The following is a 17,429-nucleotide window of genomic DNA, read 5'->3' on the forward strand; positions in this document are numbered from 1 at the left end:
TCCCTCGCCGACGGGTCTCAGCCCAGCGCGGCGGACAGGGCGTGTCCCGCACCCCAGCCCCCGATGACGGCCGCCAGCCCCAGCCCGAGGTGGGCCGCCCAGGTCCGGGCAGCCTCGCCCCAGCGGGAGGCCAGGACGGCGTCGGCGGTCCACCCGGCGACCGTGGACCACGTGCCGAGGGCGAGGCAGAAGCCGCTCACGAGGGCCGCGCCGAGGAGCATGGCCGCGCCCAGGAGGTGACGCTCGACGAGCAGGTTCGCAGTGGGCAGGCCCATCGAGAGGCCGAGCACGAGGGCGGCCAGGGTGTTGGCCACGAGGAGGCCGCGCCGGGAGAGATGCCGTTCGAGCACCAGGCGCAGAGGCGCGCCGAGGGCTCCTCCGAGGGCCAGCGCCGCCAAGCCCAGTGCCGAGTAGAGGACGGCCTCGGCCGGTGAGGGAGCCGTCATGCCGCACCTGCTCCACGGTCCGGCGCGGGCGCGCCGCCCAGCCGGAGCCCGAGGACGGCGGCCGCCGTCGAGAGCGCTGCCAGCAGGACGAGGACCACCAGCACGGGGCCCAGGAGGGCGGCGGCGCCCAGTGCGCCGCCGATGCCGGAGGGCACGGCGCTGACGGCGTCCATGCCCCACTGGAGGGGACCGATCACGAGCGCCACGGCCGAGGCGATCGTGGTGAAGGACCCGAGGAACCCGGTGCCGAGCCCGGCCACGAGGCGGGGCCGCCACTGTGGGCCCGCGCGCCGCGAGCGGGCCCACAGCAGGCCCAGCAGGAACGAGCCGGACACGTTCACCGCGAGCAGCGGCGCTGCGGAGGAGAGCGTGTGCACCAGGGCGCCCGTCGGGCCGGCCACGCTCAGGCCGGAGGGGCCGGCCGCGGCCGCGGCCGTGGCCACCCACGCCGTGGTCGCGGAGCTCAGCGCCGCGCCGCACGCCGCGCCCGCGGATCCGCCGAGCGCGACGGCGGGGAGCACGCTGCGCGACCCGTCCGGCTCCGCCACGCGCCGGGCGGTCATGCGTGCGTGGTCCCGTCCTCGGCGCCCCACGGGCCGTCGTCGTCGGCCAGGCGCAGCCGCGCCAGGACCTCGTCATGCAGCAGCCCGTTGGTCACGAGCGCGTTGCCGCCGAAGGGACCGTCCTCGCCCTCGAGGGAGGTGAAGCGGCCGCCGGCCTCGCGCACGATCGGCACGAGCGCGGCCATGTCGTGCAGCGCGAGCTCGGGCTCGGCCGCGATGTCCACCGCGCCCTCGGCCACGAGCATGTAGGACCAGAAGTCGCCGAAGCCGCGCACGCGCCACACGTCCGAGGTCAGCTGGAGGAACTCGCGGATGGACCCGCGCTCGCGCCAGCCCTCGAGGGAGGAGAAGGAGAGCGAGGCGTCGGAGAGCCGGTCCACGGAGGAGGCGTGGATGCGCTCGGAGCGCATGAGCGAGGTGCCCGTGAAGGCGCCCTGCCCGGAGGCGGCCCACCAGCGGCGGTGCAGCGCGGGGGCGGACACGACGCCGACCACCGGCTCGCCGTCCACCAGCAGGGAGATCAGGGTGGCCCACACGGGCACGCCGCGCACGAAGTTCTTCGTGCCGTCGATCGGGTCCACGACCCACTGGCGCCCGACCCGGCTGAAGCGGCCGCCGAACTCCTCGCCGAGCACGGTGTCCCGCGCACGGGCCTTCGCCAGGGTGGCGCGGATGGACTCCTCGGCGGCGCGGTCCGCGTCCGAGACGGGGGTGAGGTCCGGCTTGGTGCTGACCTGGAGGTCCTGGGCCTTGAAGCGGGCCATGGTGATCGAGTCCACGTTGTCGGCCAGCATGTGGGCCAGGCGCAGGTCCTCCGTGAGGTCCCGCCCGTTCGTCTGTCCGGTGCTCTCCATGGGTGCCACGCTATACCGCCTCAGTCCTCGGAGGAGGCGGAGGTCTCGCCCTCGGCCGTGGACCGGTTGCCGAGCAGGCGCCGCAGCGAGGCCAGTCGCGCCGGACCCGCCGCGCCCGCGTGTCCGGCGGCGACCCACGGGTCGAGGCCGCAGCCGGGGGAGTCCGCGCCGTGCGTGCACCCGCGGGAACAGTCCTCGAGGCCGCCGGCGAGGTCGCCGAACGCCTCCACCACGCGGTCCGGGTCCACCCAGCCGAGGCCGAACGAGCGGATGCCGGGGGTGTCCACCACCCACGTGTCGGGCAGGGGGGCGCCGTGGGCGTCGGTGAGGGGGAGGGCCAGCGCGGAGGAGGAGGTGTGCCGGCCCCGGCCCGTGACCGCGTTGACGTGCCCCGTGGCGCGCGTGGCGCCGGTGAGGGCGTTGAGCAGCGTGGACTTGCCCACGCCGGACGGGCCCACGAACGCGGCGACGTGGCCCTCGAGCCGCTGGGCCACGCGGTCCACGAGGCTCCCGTCCAGCTCGGTGTCCCCGGTCTCCGCCTCGAAGGTCGAGGCGCCGGAGGTCATGACCTCGAGGTCGAGGGACTCGTAGTGCGCCACGAGCTCGGCCGGATCCCGCAGGTCCGTCTTGGTGATGAGCAGGACGGGGTGGATGCCGGCGTCGTAGCAGGCCACGAGGGCGCGGTCGATGAAGCCGGTGCGCGGCTCCGGATTGGCCGCGGCCACCATGATCATCAGGGTGTCGGCGTTGGCCACCACCACGCGCTCCACCTCGTCCGAGTCGTCGGCCGAGCGGCGCAGCACCGTGCCCCGGTCCTCCACGCGCACCACGCGGGCCAGCGTGCCGTCGTCGCCGGAGAGGTCCCCCACGACGGCGACCCGGTCGCCGGTGGCGATCGGGGTGCGCCGCAGCTCGCGGGCGCGCATCGCGGTGATCCGCTCGTCGAGGCGGTCCGGGAGCACCACGGTGTACCGGCCGCGGTCGACCGTCGTCACCATGCCGGTCTGCGCGTCCTCGTGCGCGGGCCGCTCCTTCGTGCGCGGTCGAGTGCCGCGCTTGGAGGGACGCTCGCGGATGTCCGCCTCGTCCCACGCCGTGGGGTCCAGCCGCCGTCCCATCAGGCCTCCTCCCCGCCCACGAGCGCCGCCCACAGGGCGGGGAAGCCCGGCATGGTCTTCGCGGTGGTGGCCACGTCGTGCACGCGCGTGCCCGGCACCCGCAGCCCGATGACGGCGGCGAACGTCGCCATCCGGTGGTCGTGGTAGGTCTCGGCGAGCGCAGGCCTCAGGGACCCCGACGCGTCCAGGCCGGGGAAGCCCAGCTCGTCCGCGCCCTCCTCGACCTCGACGCCGAAGCGGGCGGCCTCCGCGGCGAGGGCCGCGAGCCGGTCCGTCTCGTGCCCGCGCAGATGGGCGATGCCCGTCAGGCGCGTCGGGCCCTCCGCCAGCAGCGCCAGCGCCGCGACCGTCGGCGCCAGCTCGGCGGTGTCCGGGACCTCGCCGGCCCCGGTCACGCGCGGCGCCCCGTCCTCTCCGACGCCGCCGGTGACCGTGAGCGCGCCCTGCGAGCGGTCCTCGCTCCCGACCTCGAAGGCCACGTCGGCCCCGAACGCGGGGAGGATGCAGCGCCAGCGGTCGCCGAGCTGCGTGGTGCCCGTGGGCCAGTCGGGCACCGTCACGGTCCCCCCGGTCACGACGGCGGCGGCCAGGAACGGGCCCGCGTTCGACAGGTCCGGCTCGACGACGGCGGTGAAGCCCGCCAGCGGACCGGGGTGTACGCGCCACACCCCCGCGGCGGGGATGTCCACGCGGACGCCGCGCTCGCGCAGCACGGCCACGGTCATGGAGACGTGCTCCGGGCTGGGCACACGGGAGCCCGTGTGCCGGACGGTCAGACCGCCCGGGCGGCGCACGGCGGAGAGCAGGAGGCCGGAGAGGAACTGCGAGGACCCGGCGGCGTCCACGGCGACCTCCTCCGGGGCGGCGGCCGCGGCCGTCGTGTCCAGCACCAGCGGGAGCCGGCCCGGCTCCCCGGCCTCGGTCACGCCCACGCCGAGCTGGCGCAGGCCGTCCACGAGCGGGCCCATGGGCCGCTCGCGGGCGCCCGGGTCCCCATCGAGGACGACGCGTCCGGGGCGCAGCGCGGCCACCGCCGGGAGGAAGCGCATGACCGTTCCGGCCAGGCCGCAGTCCACGTGCACCTCGCCCGCGAGGGGCTCGCCCACGGGCAGGGGGTGCACGAGCAGGACGCCGTCGTCGCCGTCCTCGAAGCGCGCGCCGAGCGCCGTCAGCGCCGCGCGCATGAGGCGGGTGTCCCGGGAGTCCAGCGCGCCGCGCAGCTCCGAGGGCCCGTCCGCGATCGCCGCGAGCACGAGCAGGCGGTTCGTGAGGGACTTGGACCCCGGCAGGCGCACCGTCCCGACCACGGGCCCGGCGGTGGTCGGCGCCGGCCACGGGTCCGGCACGGACGGGGTGGAGGAGGGCGCGCCCGACGGCGCGGAGGGGCGGGGCGGCGTGGGTTCGGTCACCGGCCCAGCCTACCGAGGCGCGCGGGGAACGAGGCGGGGGAATAGGCGCCGCCTCGGGCGCGCTGTACCCGGGCAGCAGAGGCCGGTGCGGGAGAGACCCCGCCGGCGCCGCCCGAGCCGGGGAGGAGGCCGCACCCGTGAGCATCGCACTGCTGGCCGCGCCCGCCTCGGCCACACCGACGCCGTCGGCGCCGCGGCCGTCCCCCGTAGACTGGGCGGCGATGAGCACTGAAGACAGCGCGCGCCAGATCGCCCGGCCCGCCGACGCCCCTGAGCACGACCTCGCGAGCATCGACGTCGCCGCCGAGTCCGACCCCGAGCGCCGCGCCCGCTTCGAGCGTGACGCCCTCGAGTTCGTGGACCAGCTGTACTCGGCCGCGATGCGCATGACGCGCAATCCGCAGGACGCCGAGGACCTGGTGCAGGAGGCCTACACGAAGGCGTACTCCTCGTTCCACCAGTACCGGCCCGGCACGAACCTCAAGGCCTGGCTCTACCGCATCCTCACCAACACGTACATCAACCTGTACCGGAAGCGGCAGCGCCAGCCCCTCGAGGCGGACACGGACACGGTGGAGGACTGGCAGATGGCCCGCGCGGCCGAGCACACCTCCACGGGGCTGCGCTCCGCGGAGACCGAGGCGCTCGACCACCTGCCGGACTCGGAGGTCAAGGCGGCGCTGCAGGCCATCCCCGAGGAGTTCCGCCTCGCCGTGTACTTCGCCGATGTGGAGGGCTTCGCCTACAAGGAGATCGCCGAGATCCTCGACGTGCCCATCGGCACGGTGATGTCCCGTCTCCACCGCGGGCGCAAGCAGCTGCGGGAGCGACTCACGGACTACGCCGCCGAGCGCGGGATGGGTCCCAAGGGCCGCGGGGCGGACACCGTGGCGACGAGCACGAAGGAGGCCACGCGATGACCCAGGACGACGGCGGCCGCGAGTGCCGCGAGGCGGTCGAGCGCCGCATGGAGCAGCTGTACCGCTACCTCGACGGCGCCCTGACGCCGGAGGACTTCGAGCAGGTGCGCGCCCATGTGGACGAGTGCCCCGACTGCCACCGTCAGCAGGAGCTGGAGCTGCTGATCCGCACGGCCGTGCGTCGGTCCTGCCAGGAGAAGGCGCCCGCGCAGCTGCGCGCCACCATCATGACCCGCATCACCCAGGTGACCACCACGCACCACCGGGGCTGACGGCGCAGCCCGCCCCCGATGCACGAGAAGGGCCGACCCCGTGGGGGTCGGCCCTTCTCGTGCGATGCGGCTGAGCGATGCTCAGGCGTTGGGGCGCTTGCCGTGGTTGGCGCCGCCCTTCTTGCGATCGCGACGCTTGCGTCCACGCTTGCTCATGGGGGTCTCCTCTCCGATGAAGCGGGCTTCGGTCAGTGGTCCATTCTGTCACACCGCGGGAGCGGTGCGCGTCAGGCGGTGGGCTCCGGGACGCCCAGCCACTGGTACCACCCGCGGTGAAGCACGAGCCACGCGATCAGCCCGTGCCCGGCCTGGCCCGGCCGGCCCTGGCCGGACGCCAGGTCCGAGCGCCACTGCTCGTGGCCCACGAGCGGCGTGAACGCGTCCACGTACACGTGGCGACGGCGGTCGGCCACGTCCAGGTACGCCGCGTTCAGCTCGGCGAGCCGCGCGTTGCGCTCCTCGTCGAGCGAGGGGGTGGGGCCGACCACGAGCACGGGGATGTCCCGCTGGGAGGCGGTGTCCAGCACGTTCGCGAGGTTGAGGCGCGAACGGGCCGAGGACGAGGCCTCGATGTCCAAGTCGGCGTCCGAGAGGGCCACCACGAGGCGGTTCTCCGTGGTGTCGGAGAACCGCCTCGAGGCCTCGCCCCACCAGCGCTCGTTGAGCTGCTCCGTGGTCTCGTGCGGCACCGCGAGGACGTAGTTCTCGAGGGTCACGTCCTGGGCGGACGTGCGGGCCAGCACGCGACCCCACCACCCGATGGCGCGGGCATCCCCCGCGCCGGCGAGGATGTGGTCGCCGACGGCGGCGATCCGGATCTGGCGAGACTGCACGGGTGTGTCCTTTCGCGCCGGCTCAGCGGCCGAACGAGGTGTCCAGGAGGGTCTGCAGCTCGGTGTCGTGCCGGCCCTTCGTGCCCGCCGAGGTGGAGGCGGAGGCCGGGCGGGAGACGAGGCGCACCTCGCGGCCCAGCTGAGGCACCAGGTTGAGGGCCATGAAGGGCCACGGGCCCTGGTTGGCCGGCTCGTCCTGCACCCAGATGACCTCGGCGTCGCCGTAGGCGGCGAGCTGCTCGCGGATCTCCTCGAGGGGCAGCGGGTAGAGCTGCTCCACGCGGACGATCGCGGTCGTCTCGTCGCCGGACTTCTCGCGGCGGGCCAGGAGGTCGTAGTACAGCCGGCCGGAGACCAGGAGCACGCGCGTGACCTTCTTCGCGTCCACCCCGGCGTCCGGGATGACCGGCTGGAAGCGGCCCTGCGTGAAGTCCTCCACCGAGTTGGCCGCCGCCTTGAGACGCAGCAGCTGCTTGGGCGTGAACACGATCAGCGGCTTGCGCGGGCGGGCGTAGGCCTGCTCGCGCAGCAGGTGGAAGTGGCTCGCGCCGTTCGAGGGGTTCACCACGCGCATGTTGTCCTCGGCGCACATCTGCAGGAAGCGCTCGATGCGGGCGGAGGAGTGGTCCGGCCCCTGGCCTTCGTAGCCGTGGGGGAGCAGGAGCACCACGGAGGAGCTCTGCGACCACTTCTGCTCGGCCGAGGAGATGAACTCGTCGATCACGGTCTGCGCGCCGTTGAGGAAGTCGCCGAACTGCGCCTCCCACAGCACCAGGGCGTCGGAGCGCTCCACCGAGTAGCCGTACTCGAAGCCGAGGGCGGCGTACTCGGAGAGCAGCGAGTTGTAGACCCAGAACTTCGCCTGGTCCGGCGAGAGGTTCTTCAGCGGCGTCCACTCCTCGTCCGTGACGCGGTCGTGGAACACCGAGTGGCGCTGCGTGAAGGTGCCGCGCTGCGAGTCCTGGCCCGCGAGGCGCACCGGCACGCCCTCCATCAGGAGGGAGCCGAACGCCGCGAGCTCCGCGAAGCCCCAGTCGATCCCGCCGTCCACGGCCATCTTGGCGCGGCGCTCCAGCAGGGTCGAGAGCTTCGGGTGGACGGTGAAGTCCTCCGGGGTCGCCAGGTGCGCCTCGCCGATGGCCCGCAGGGTCTCCGGGGAGATGGCCGTCTTGGCCGGGGCCTGGGGAGCGCGGTCGCGGTCGCTCGCGGGCTCGATGCCGCCGGTGCCCGAGGTGTCGGCGTTGGACTCGTGGGTCTCCGCGAACACGCGCTCGAGCTGCTGCTGGTAGTCCCGCAGCGCGGTGTCCGCCTCCTCCTGCGTGATGTCGCCGCGGCCCACGAGGGACTCGACGTACAGCTTGCGGGTGGAGCGCTTCTGCTCGATCAGGTTGTACATGCGCGGCTGCGTCATCGACGGGTCGTCGCCCTCGTTGTGGCCGCGGCGGCGGTAGCACACGAGGTCGATGACGACGTCCTTGTTGAAGCGCTGGCGGTACTCGAACGCCAGCTGGGCCACGCGCATCACGGACTCCGGCTCGTCGCCGTTCACGTGGAGGATCGGCGCCTGGATGCTCTTGGCCACGTCCGTGGCGTACACGGAGGAGCGGGCCTGGGAGGGCGGCGTCGTGAAGCCCACCTGGTTGTTGACGATGACGTGCACGGTGCCGCCGGTGCGGTAGCCGGGCAGCTGGGAGAGGTTGAGCACCTCGGTCACCACGCCCTGGCCGGCGAAGGCCGCGTCGCCGTGCACCAGGATCGGCAGCACGCTGAAGGAGTCCGGGTGCTCCGAGCCGAGGTCGAGGCGGTCCTGCTTCGCGCGGACGATGCCCTCCAGGACCGGGTCCACGGCCTCCAGGTGCGAGGGGTTGGCGGCGAGGTACACGCGGGTGCTGTTGCCGGCGTCGGACACGAAGGTGCCCTCCGTGCCCATGTGGTACTTCACGTCGCCGGAGCCGGAGGCGCCGTTCGGCGTGGCGCCCTCGAACTCCCGGAACACCTGGCCGTAGGTCTTGCCGGCGATGTTGGTGAGCACGTTCAGACGGCCGCGATGGGCCATGCCGATCGCCACCTCGTCCATGCCCGCGTCCGCGGCGTCGCCCAGGATGTGGTCCAGGAGGGGGATGAGGGACTCGCCGCCCTCGAGGGAGAAGCGCTTCTGGCCGATGTACTTGGTCTGCAGGAACGTCTCGAAGGCCTCGGCCGCGTTCAGGCGGCTGAGGATGCGCAGCTGCTCCTCGCGGGTCGGCTTGTTGTACGGGCGCTCGAGCTGGTCCTGGAACCAGGCGCGCTCGGCCGGGTTCTGGATGTGCATGTACTCGACGCCGATGGTGCGGCAGTACGCGTCCCGCAGCACGGCGAGGATGGCGCGGAGGGGCAGCGTGGACTGCCCTCCGAAGCCGCCCGTGGGCCACGGGCGGTCCAGGTCCCACAGGGTGAGGCCGTGCTCGCGGACGTCCAGGTCCGGGTGGGTGCGCATCGTGTACTCGAGCGGGTCCACGTTGGCCAGGAGGTGGCCGCGGTCCCGGTACGCGTGGATGAGCTGCTGCACGCGGGCGACCTTGCCGACCTGCTCGTCCGGGTTGACCTGGACGTCCTGGGCCCAGCGGACGGGCTCGTAGGGGATCCGCAGGGACTGGAAGACCTCGTCGTAGAAGCCGTCCTCGCCGAGCAGGTAGCCGTGGATGATCTTGAGGAACTCGCCCGAGCCGGCGCCCTGGATCACGCGGTGGTCGTACGTGGAGGTCAGCGTGATGGTGCGGGAGATCGCCAGGTCGTTGAGGGTGCTCTCCGCGGCGCCCTGGAAGGCGGCCGGGTAGGTGAGGGCACCGACGCCGATGATGGCGGCCTGGCCCTTGGAGAGGCGGGGCACGGAGTGCACCGTGCCGATGCCGCCGGGGTTGGTCAGCGAGACCGTGGTGCCGGCGTAGTCGTCCATGGTCAGCTTGTTCTTGCGGGCGCGCTGGACCAGGTCGTCGTAGGCCTGCCAGAAGCCGCGGAAGTCCAGGGTCTCGGCGGCCTTCACGTTGGGGACCACGAGCGCGCGCGTGCCGTCCGGCTTGGGCAGGTCGATGGCCAGGCCGAAGTTCACGTGGGCGGGCTCCACCATGGTGGGCTTGCCGTCGCGCTCCTCGTAGAGCACGTTCATGGCGGGCATCTCGTTCAGCGCGCGCACGATCGCGTAGCCGATGAGGTGCGTGAAGGAGACCTTGCCGCCGCGGGTGCGGGCCAGGTGGCTGTTGATCATGGCGCGGTTGTCCATGAGCAGCTTGGCGGGCACGTCGCGCACCGTGGTGGCGGTGGGCATGGAGAGGGAGGCGTCCATGTTGGAGGCCACGGCCTTGGCCATGCCCTTGAGCACGGTGGCCTTCTCCTCCTTCGTGGAGGCGCCCGCGGTGGGCTCGTCCTTGGCGGGCTCGGAGGGCACAGCCTGGGCGGCGGCCTTCTTGGCGCCGGTCTTGGCGGGCGCGGTCTTCGGCTGGGCGGTGGCGGGGGCGGCCGTCGCGGTCGCGGACGCGGCGCGGGTGTCCCCGCCGGTGCGGACCGGGGTGGCGTTCGCCGACGGCGCGGTGGCGGACTGCGGGCCGACGCCCTCGGCCGAGGCGGCCTTCGCGGGGGCGGGCTTCGACGGCGTGGCGGAGGCCGCCTGCTGCGGGGCGCTCGCCTCGAGGCGAGCGAAGATCTGTGCCCACTGACGATCCACGGAGCCCTCGTCGGCGCGGTACTTCCGGTAGATCTCGGCCACGAGCTTCTCGTTCCCGGGGAACTCCTGCGCGAGCCGATCAGACGTGAGTTCTGGCACTGTGCAACGCCTCTTCCTGAGCCTTGTGATGCGATGGTCCGACGGGGACCGCCCAGGGGAGCGGTCCGGTCGCGAGCGGTGCGCCCGTGCTGCCGCTGGCGGACGCCTCCGAACATCATAGGTGCTCAGGCCCCGTCGGGGGCGAGGGCGGAGCGTCCGGCAGGGGCCGCGTCCCGGTCTGGGAGACTGGCCACATGCGCTTCCTCACCCCGCCGAGCGTCGACCTCACCTACAACGACGTGTTCCTCGTCCCCTCCCGCTCCGACGTCGCGAGCCGCATGGACGTGGACATCGCCCCGGACGACGCGACGGGCGGCTCCATCCCGCTCGTCTCGGCCAACATGACCGCCGTCACCGGCCGGCGCATGGTGGAGACGATGGCCCGCCGCGGCGGCCTCGGGATCCTGCCCCAGGACGTCCCCGCCGACGTGATCGCCGAGACGGTCGCCCGCGTGAAGTCCGCCCACCCCGTGGTGGACACCGCGCTGACGGTGCGCCCGCACGACACCGTCCTGGACCTGCTGCACCTCATGGACCGGCGCAACCACGGCGTCGTCGCGGTGGTGGACGCCGACGGCGGCCTCCTCGGCCTGGTCCGTCCGCGGGACTGCGACGACGTGGACCGCTTCGCCTCGGCGTCCTCCGTGATGCACCCGGCCGCGCTCACGCTGACCGCGGACGAGCTGGGCGGGGACGCCGGCGCCCACCCCGGCGCGGACGTGCTGCGCGCGGCCTTCGAGCGCCTGCACGCCGCCCACCTCGACGTGGCGCCCGTCGTCGAGTCCGGGACCGGCGGTGGGGCCCCGCGCCTGCGCGGCGTGGTCACCCGCGCGGGCCTGCTGCGCTCCTCCCTCTTCATGCCCAGCCGCGACGCCGGCGGACGGCTGCGCGTGGGCGCGGCCCTCGGCATCAACGGCGCCGTGGGGGAGAAGGCCTCCGCCCTCCTCGAGGCCGGCGTGGACGTGCTCGTGGTGGACACCGCGCACGGCCACCAGGAGACGATGCTCGACGCCCTCGCCGCGGTGCGCTCGCTCGACCCCGGCGTGCCGGTGGTCGCCGGCAACGTGGTGACCGCCGAGGGCGTGCACGACCTCGTGGCCGCCGGCGCCGACATCGTGAAGGTGGGGGTGGGCCCGGGCGCCATGTGCACCACGCGCATGCAGACCGCCGTCGGCCGCCCGCAGCTGTCCGCCGTGCTGGAGTGCGCGGCCGCCGCCCGCGAGGCCGGTGCCCGCGTGTGGGCCGACGGCGGCGTGAAGCACCCGCGTGACGTGGCCCTCGCCCTCGCGGCCGGGGCGAGCTCGGTGATGATCGGCTCGTGGTTCGCGGGCACGCTCGAGTCCCCGGGGGACCTCGTGCACGACGCCGACGGCCGCCGCCACAAGGAGAGCTTCGGCATGGCCTCGGCCCGGGCCGTCGAGCACCGCACGCGCCACGAGGACCCCTTCACCAAGGCCCGCAAGGGCATGTTCGAGGAGGGCATCTCCTCCTCGCGCATGGACGTGGACCCCCGCCGCCCCTCCGTGGAGGACCTGCTGGACACCATCACCGCCGGCGTCCGCTCCGCCCTCACGTACGCGGGTGCGCGGGACCTGGCGGAGTTCCGCGAGCGGGCCGTCCTGGGGCTGCAGTCCGCCGCCGGCTACGACGAGGGCCGGCCCGTGGCCGCCTCGTGGTGAGGCGGCGCGGCACGCCCGAAGGGGGCTCTCCGCCCGCGGCCCCGCCCCTATACTGGTCGCACTATGGATCACCCTGACACTGCTGTGCCAGCCTGCCCGTCCGCGCTCGCGGACGGGGCCGGATCGGAGCCTTCCAGTCCCGGCGTCGCCCGTTCGACGCCCACCCCGACTCCTCGGGGAGGGGGTGAGGCCCCGTGGAGTGGATCCTGCTGATCGCCGGCATCCTGCTCGTCCTGGGCACCGGATTCTTCGTGGCCGTCGAGTTCTCGCTCATCGCGATCGACGTGCCCACCGTGCAGCGGATGGTGGACCAGGGCGACCGCGGCGCCGAGCCGCTCCTGCGCTGCCTGAAGTCCCTGTCCACCCAGCTCTCCGCGTGCCAGCTGGGCATCACGCTCACCACGCTCCTGACGGGCTACGTCATGGACCCGGCGATCGGGCGCCTCGTGGACCCGCTCCTGATCGGGGCGGGCGTGCCCGAGGCGATCGCGGGCACCGTCTCGCTCGTCGTCGCCATGGTGACGGCCACGCTGCTCTCCATGCTGATCGGCGAGCTGGTGCCCAAGAACATGGCGATCTCCCAGCCCCTCCCCATCGGGCGTCGGCTCGCGCGGCCCATGCTCGTGTTCACGGCCGTCTTCCGGCCCGCGATCGCGGTCCTCAACGGCTTCTCCAACCGCGCCCTCGGGCGCTTCGGGATCGAGGCGAAGGAGGAGATCTCCGGCGCCCGCAGCCCTGAGGAGCTCTCCTCGCTCGTGCGGCGCTCGGCCCAGCTCGGCACGCTCGACCAGCAGACGGCCACGTTCCTGGACCGCACCCTGCGCTTCGCGGACCGCACGGCGGCCGACGTGATGACCCCGCGCATCCGCGTGGAGACCGTGGGCGAGGACGAGGGGCTCTCCCACGTCGTGGAGCTCGCCCGGCAGAGCGGCTTCTCCCGCTTCCCCGTGATCGGCGAGTCCTCGGACGACATCCGCGGCGTCGTGCACGTGAAGAGGGTCGCGGCCGTCCCCCGGGAGCGCCGCGCCGACCTCACGGCCGGCTCCCTCATGTCGGACATCATCCGCGTCCCCGAGACCGTCCACCTGGACCAGCTGCTCGCGGAGCTGCGCGAGGCCAACCTGCAGATGGCCGTGGTGGTGGACGAGTACGGCGGCACCGCCGGCGTCGTCACCCTCGAGGACGTGGTGGAGGAGATCGTGGGCGAGGTCGCCGACGAGCACGACCGGATCACCCCCGGCGTCCTGCAGACCGCCTCCGGGCGCTGGTACTTCCCGGCCGATCTGCGCCCGGACGAGGCGCAGGCCCAGATCACCGCGCTGTCCGTCCCCGAGGACGGCGCCTACGAGACCATCGGCGGCTTCGTGATGGCCCGCCTCGGCCGCATCGCCCGGGTGGGCGACGTCGTGGCCGTCGACGGCGGATCGCTCTCGGTGGAGCGCATGGACGGACGGCGGGTGGAGCGCGTGCGCTTCGACCCGGTGCCCGCGGACAGGACGGAGGCCCGCGCATGAGCGAGGACGTGATCGGACTGCTCTGGCTGGTGGTCCTGCTGGTCGCCAACGCCTTCTTCGTGGCGGGCGAGTTCGCCGTCATGGGCGCTCGCCGCTCCCAGATCGAGCCGCGCGCCGAGGCAGGCTCCCGGCCGGCCACGACCGCCCTGTACGCCATGGAGCACGTCTCGGCGATGCTGGCCGTGTGCCAGCTCGGCATCACCGTGTGCTCGCTCCTGATCCTCAACGTCTCGGAGCCGGCCCTGCACCACCTGCTCGTGGTGCCGATGGAGGCCGTCGGCGTGCCCGCGGGCGTCGCGGACATCGCCGCGTTCGTCGTCGCCCTCCTGGTGGTCACGTTCCTCCACGTGACGTTCGGCGAGATGATCCCCAAGAACGCGGCGGTGTCGTTCGCCGATCGCGCCGTCATGCTCCTGGCCCAGCCGCTCGTGTGGCTCAGCCGCCTGCTCCACCCCATCATCGTGTCCCTGAACTGGGCCGCGAACCTCGTGCTGCGGGCGTTCGGGATCGAGCCGAAGGACGAGGTGGCCTCCTCCTTCACGCTCGAGGAGGTCCAGTCGATCGTGGCCGAGTCCACGCGCTCGGGCACCCTCGAGGACGAGTCCGGCGTGCTGCACTCCGCCCTGGAGTTCTCCTCCTACACGGCCGGCGACGTCATGGTCCCGCTGGAGCGCGTGGTCACGGTGCCGGAGGACGTCACCCCGCAGGCCTTCGAGTGGGCCGTGGGACGGGTGGGCTTCTCCCGCTTCGTGGTGGAGGACCCCGACGGCGGGTACACCGGCTACCTGCACCTCAAGGACGTGCTCATGGTGGCCCCCGACGCCTACGAGCGTCCCGTGCCGCTCACGCGCATCCGCTCCCTGGCCAACGTGCGCGCCGACGACGAGGTGGAGGACGCGCTCGCGCTCATGCAGCGCACCGGCTCCCACCTGGCGCGCGTGATCACCACGGAGGGCACCACCGTGGGCGTGCTGTTCCTGGAGGACGTCCTCGAGGAGCTCGTGGGTGAGATCCACGACGTCACGCAGACCCCACGGCGGATGCGGCTGGCCTGAGCGGGGCCCCGGGCGGCGGGGCGCCGGGACCTGCTAACATGAGAATCGTTAGCAACAAGACGCCCCGTCGGGCGCCGCCGCCCCCCCCCCGGAAGGACCCCTCGCCCGTGACCGCTCCCCGCCGTGCCCGCACTCTCGCCGCACCCCTCCTCGTGCTCGCCCTCGGGCTGAGCGCGTGCGGCTCCGAGGCCGGCGAGGGGGCCGGCCGCCCGGCCGCCGACCCGGGGGAGGGGAAGCCCGTCGCCGTGGCCACCACCACCCAGCTCGGATCGGTCCTCGCGGACGTCACGGCGTGCCGCGACGCGGAGTCCGGGACGATCATGGGCCCGGGCGACGATCCGCACGACGTGTCCCCGTCCTCCGAGCAGGTGGCCCAGATGGTCCGCGCCGGACTCGTGTTCTCCAACGGCCTCGGCCTCGAGGGCAGCATGGGGTCCGCGCTCGAGAATGCGAAGCGGGACGGCGCCGACGTCGTGGAGGTGGCACCCCGGCTGGACCCCCTGCCCTTCGGCGCCGGTGAGGCCGAGCACGCGGGGGAGAGTGCCGAGGAGCACGCCGCCCACGCCCACGAGGGCCACGCCCACGGCTCGCAGGACCCGCACGTCTGGATGGACGTGGCGCGCATGGCCACGGCCGCGTCGGTGATGGGCGACGCCCTGGCCGAGCACACCGGCGACGACGGCTACGCCGAGTGCGGGCGCGGCGTGCAGGGGGAGCTCGAGGACACCGACCGGCAGGTGCGCGAGATCCTGGCGGCCGTCCCCGCGGAGCGGCGCACGCTCGTCACCGACCACGACGCCTACGGCTACTTCGGAGCGGCGTACGGGTTCGAGGTGGCCGGCGTCGTGATCCCGGGCGGATCGACGGACGCGGAGCCCTCCTCCCAAGAGCTCGCGGCCCTGGCCTCCCAGGTGCGCGAGTCCGGCGCGGATGCGATCCTCACCTCCGTGGCAGCGGGCACGGGCCTCGTGGACGCGGTCTCCCGGGAGGCGGGGGACCTGCCGGTCGTGGAGCTGTACGAGTCCGGCGTCGGGCCCGCGGACTCCGCCGAGTCCGACTATGCCGACGCCATGCTCGACAACGCGCGGACGCTCGCCGACGCCCTCGCCGGCTGACCCGTCCCCCGCCGCGGGCACCGCCCGTGGCCCCACCGACACCGACCCTGAGGACCGACACCCCCGTGGACTGGCTGACCGACCCCTTCCTGCTGGGATTCCAGCAGCGCGCCCTGCTCGGCGGGCTCATCGCCGCACTCACGTGCTCCGTGGTGGGCACCTGGCTCGTGCTGCGCGGCATGAGCTTCTTCGGGGACGCGTTCGTGCACGGCGTCCTGCCGGGCATCGCGCTCGCCGTGGTGCTGGGCGGGAACCTGCACGTGGGCGCCGCCGTGGCCGCCGCCGTCATGATGGCCGGCATCTCGCTCGTCCACCGGGCCACCACCCTCAAGGAGGACACGGCCATCGGCCTGCTGTTCGTGGGGATGATGGCCCTCGGCGTCGTGATCATCTCGCTCTCGGACTCCTACACGGGCTCCCTCACCGCCATCCTCTTCGGCGACGCCCTCGGCGTCTCGCCGGAGGGGCTGCGGGTGCAGGGCGCGATCGCGGCCGCCGTCGTGGTGCTGGGCCTGGTGCTGTACCGTCCGCTGCTGGCCCTGAGCTTCTCGGAGGCCAAGGCGCGCGCCCTCGGCATGCGCCCCCGGCTCACGCACGCGCTCCTGCTCGTGATGATCGGGGCCGCCGTGATCGGCTCGTTCCAGGCCGTGGGCACCGTGCTCGTGTTCGGCCTGCTCGTGGGCCCGCCCGCCACCGCCGCGCTGATCACGCGCACCGTGCCGTGGATGATGGCCGCCTCCATGCTGATCGGCGCCCTCTCCGTCACCCTCGGCCTGATCCTGAGCTTCCACTGGGGCACGGCCGGATCCGCCACCATGGCGCTCGTGCCGATCGTCCTGTTCTTCCTCGTCCTGGCCGTGCGCGCCGCGGTGCAGGCCGCCCGGGGGCGCCGCCTCCGCGCCGCGGCCCGCCGCACGCGTGACGGCCTCCCGACCCGCCGGAGCGTGACCTCGTGAACGACCCCCGGATCCTCGCCGAGGCCGCAGGCCTCGAGCTGCGCCACGGCGAGCACCTGGCCGTGGAGGCCTCCTCCTTCACGGTTCCCGCCGGGTGCGTGGTGGCCGTGATCGGGCCCAACGGCTCCGGCAAGTCCACCCTCCTGGCGGCGCTCGCGGGAGTGCTCGAGCCCGCGGCGGGCACCGTGCACGTGCTCGGCGAGCCCGCCGCCGAGCGGGCCCGCCGCACCGCCTTCGTGATGCAGTCCCTCCAGTTCCCGCAGGGCGTCCCGCTCACGGTGCGGGACGTGGTCACCATGGGCCGGTACCCGTCCCTCGGCTGGTTCGGACGCCTGAGGGCCGCCGACCGGGCCGCGGTGGACGCGGCGATGGAGCGCATGCGGGTCACGGACCTGGCGGCGCGGCACCTCGACCAGCTCTCCGGCGGCCAGCGGCAGCGCGTGTACGTCGCACAGGGTCTGGCCCAGGAGCATGACGTGCTCATGCTGGACGAGCCGGTCACCGGCCTCGACCTGGTCTCGGCCCGCACGATCGACGACCTGATCCACGAGCAGCCGCACGAGGGGGTCTCCGTGGTGTTCACGACCCACGACCTCGACGAGGCGGCCGCGGCGGACCATGTGGTCCTCATGGGCGGACGCGTGGTCGCCTCGGGCGTGCCCGCCCACGTGCTCACGGAGGAGAACCTCGAGCGGGTCTACGGGCGCGGCGCGCTCCACCGGCCCGTGTTCGGGCATCTGGACGACCCCGCCGGGGGGCCCGAGCACCGCTAGGGCGTGTCTGAGAATGGATCCAGGGGGCCAGCTGACACCCTGGAAGGCATGTCCCGCTTCCAGATGCTCTCCGATGCCCAATGGGAGTTGATCGCCCCGATGCTCCCGACCCGGACCGGCAGG

General features: G+C 73.7%; 16 protein-coding genes. 8 read left to right on the top strand and 8 right to left on the bottom strand.

The window, feature by feature from the left end; genetic code table 11:
- Nucleotides 1–17 precede the first annotated feature (17 nt).
- From NJC10_RS04210 to aroA, 5 genes are read right to left on the bottom strand one after another with little or no spacing between them, the layout of a single operon-like run.
- A complete protein-coding gene (locus NJC10_RS04210) occupies nt 18–446 on the bottom strand; it encodes a CrcB family protein (protein WP_319074770.1) in 429 nt (142 codons plus the stop codon).
- A complete protein-coding gene (locus NJC10_RS04215; protein ID WP_319074771.1) occupies nt 443–1,009 on the bottom strand; it encodes a CrcB family protein in 567 nt (188 codons plus the stop codon). Before NJC10_RS04215 ends, NJC10_RS04210 begins: the two co-directional genes overlap by 4 nt.
- Nucleotides 1,006–1,863 carry a histidinol-phosphatase gene (gene hisN, locus NJC10_RS04220; RefSeq protein ID WP_319074772.1) on the bottom strand — a complete coding sequence of 286 codons (858 nt, stop codon included), beginning with the start codon at nt 1,861–1,863 and terminating at the stop codon, nt 1,006–1,008. Before hisN ends, NJC10_RS04215 begins: the two co-directional genes overlap by 4 nt.
- A 20-nt stretch (nt 1,864–1,883) precedes the next feature.
- Complete coding sequence (locus NJC10_RS04225) at nt 1,884–2,981, bottom strand: ribosome small subunit-dependent GTPase A (RefSeq protein WP_298712893.1); 1,098 nt, start codon at nt 2,979–2,981, stop codon at nt 1,884–1,886.
- Nucleotides 2,981–4,390, bottom strand: a complete 1,410-nt coding sequence (gene aroA, locus NJC10_RS04230; protein WP_319074774.1) for a 3-phosphoshikimate 1-carboxyvinyltransferase — start codon at nt 4,388–4,390, stop codon at nt 2,981–2,983. The genes NJC10_RS04225 and aroA overlap by 1 nt, the downstream gene beginning before the upstream one ends.
- 221 nt (nt 4,391–4,611) lie before the next feature.
- On the opposite strand from aroA, the gene NJC10_RS04235 reads away from it, so the two are divergent.
- Nucleotides 4,612–5,310, top strand: a complete 699-nt coding sequence (locus tag NJC10_RS04235) for a sigma-70 family RNA polymerase sigma factor (protein WP_319074775.1) — start codon at nt 4,612–4,614, stop codon at nt 5,308–5,310.
- Nucleotides 5,307–5,582: a mycothiol system anti-sigma-R factor gene (gene rsrA, locus NJC10_RS04240; RefSeq protein ID WP_248115198.1), complete on the top strand. Its 276-nt coding sequence runs from the start codon at nt 5,307–5,309 to the stop codon at nt 5,580–5,582. Before NJC10_RS04235 ends, rsrA begins: the two co-directional genes overlap by 4 nt.
- Nucleotides 5,583–5,663: 81 nt before the next feature.
- On the opposite strand, the gene NJC10_RS11235 is transcribed toward rsrA, so the two are convergent.
- The 3 genes from NJC10_RS11235 to NJC10_RS04250 all read right to left on the bottom strand — a co-directional run bounded on the left by NJC10_RS11235 (nt 5,664) and on the right by NJC10_RS04250 (nt 10,214).
- Nucleotides 5,664–5,738 (bottom strand): 50S ribosomal protein bL37, encoded by a 75-nt coding sequence (locus tag NJC10_RS11235; protein ID WP_404465952.1) that lies wholly within the window; start codon nt 5,736–5,738, stop codon nt 5,664–5,666.
- A gap of 71 nt (nt 5,739–5,809) precedes the next feature.
- Entirely contained in the window at nt 5,810–6,415 is a 606-nt protein-coding gene (locus NJC10_RS04245) for a GDSL-type esterase/lipase family protein (RefSeq protein ID WP_319074777.1), read from the bottom strand.
- A gap of 22 nt (nt 6,416–6,437) precedes the next feature.
- Nucleotides 6,438–10,214, bottom strand: coding sequence for a multifunctional oxoglutarate decarboxylase/oxoglutarate dehydrogenase thiamine pyrophosphate-binding subunit/dihydrolipoyllysine-residue succinyltransferase subunit (locus NJC10_RS04250; RefSeq protein ID WP_319074779.1), 3,777 nt, complete (start codon nt 10,212–10,214; stop codon nt 6,438–6,440).
- Nucleotides 10,215–10,408: 194 nt separating this feature from the next.
- Between NJC10_RS04250 and NJC10_RS04255 the strand changes: the two genes are divergently transcribed.
- The 6 genes from NJC10_RS04255 (at nt 10,409) to NJC10_RS04280 (ending at nt 17,306) form a co-directional block, all read left to right on the top strand.
- Nucleotides 10,409–11,893: a GuaB1 family IMP dehydrogenase-related protein gene (locus tag NJC10_RS04255; RefSeq protein WP_319074780.1), complete on the top strand. Its 1,485-nt coding sequence runs from the start codon at nt 10,409–10,411 to the stop codon at nt 11,891–11,893.
- Nucleotides 11,894–12,087: 194 nt separating this feature from the next.
- The gene (locus NJC10_RS04260; RefSeq protein WP_319074781.1) at nt 12,088–13,407 is read left to right on the top strand and encodes a hemolysin family protein; all 1,320 of its coding nucleotides are present in this window, start codon (nt 12,088–12,090) and stop codon (nt 13,405–13,407) included.
- A complete protein-coding gene (locus tag NJC10_RS04265; protein ID WP_248115193.1) occupies nt 13,404–14,462 on the top strand; it encodes a hemolysin family protein in 1,059 nt (352 codons plus the stop codon). Before NJC10_RS04260 ends, NJC10_RS04265 begins: the two co-directional genes overlap by 4 nt.
- A gap of 107 nt (nt 14,463–14,569) precedes the next feature.
- A complete protein-coding gene (locus NJC10_RS04270) occupies nt 14,570–15,577 on the top strand; it encodes a metal ABC transporter substrate-binding protein (protein WP_319074782.1) in 1,008 nt (335 codons plus the stop codon).
- Nucleotides 15,578–15,642: 65 nt separating this feature from the next.
- Nucleotides 15,643–16,533 carry a metal ABC transporter permease gene (locus NJC10_RS04275; protein ID WP_248115191.1) on the top strand — a complete coding sequence of 297 codons (891 nt, stop codon included), beginning with the start codon at nt 15,643–15,645 and terminating at the stop codon, nt 16,531–16,533.
- The gene (locus NJC10_RS04280; RefSeq protein ID WP_319074784.1) at nt 16,530–17,306 is read left to right on the top strand and encodes an ABC transporter ATP-binding protein; all 777 of its coding nucleotides are present in this window, start codon (nt 16,530–16,532) and stop codon (nt 17,304–17,306) included. The genes NJC10_RS04275 and NJC10_RS04280 overlap by 4 nt, the downstream gene beginning before the upstream one ends.
- The last annotated feature ends 123 nt before the right edge of the window (nt 17,307–17,429 follow it).

It is taken from the genome of Micrococcus sp. M4NT (assembly GCF_033790745.1).
GTDB lineage: Bacteria > Actinomycetota > Actinomycetes > Actinomycetales > Micrococcaceae > Micrococcus.

Excerpts from the sequence above, each read along its gene's own strand:
- NJC10_RS04235 (WP_319074775.1), top strand. The coding sequence starts at position 4,612 with ATGAGCACTGAAGACAGCGCGCGCCAGATCGCCCGGCCCGCCGACGCC.
- NJC10_RS04215 (WP_319074771.1), bottom strand. The coding sequence starts at position 1,009 with ATGACCGCCCGGCGCGTGGCGGAGCCGGACGGGTCGCGCAGCGTGCTC.
- NJC10_RS04210 (WP_319074770.1), bottom strand. The coding sequence starts at position 446 with ATGACGGCTCCCTCACCGGCCGAGGCCGTCCTCTACTCGGCACTGGGC.
- hisN (WP_319074772.1), bottom strand. The coding sequence starts at position 1,863 with ATGGAGAGCACCGGACAGACGAACGGGCGGGACCTCACGGAGGACCTG.
- NJC10_RS04255 (WP_319074780.1), top strand. The coding sequence starts at position 10,409 with ATGCGCTTCCTCACCCCGCCGAGCGTCGACCTCACCTACAACGACGTG.
- NJC10_RS04225 (WP_298712893.1), bottom strand. The coding sequence starts at position 2,981 with ATGGGACGGCGGCTGGACCCCACGGCGTGGGACGAGGCGGACATCCGC.
- NJC10_RS04265 (WP_248115193.1), top strand. The coding sequence starts at position 13,404 with ATGAGCGAGGACGTGATCGGACTGCTCTGGCTGGTGGTCCTGCTGGTC.
- rsrA (WP_248115198.1), top strand. The coding sequence starts at position 5,307 with ATGACCCAGGACGACGGCGGCCGCGAGTGCCGCGAGGCGGTCGAGCGC.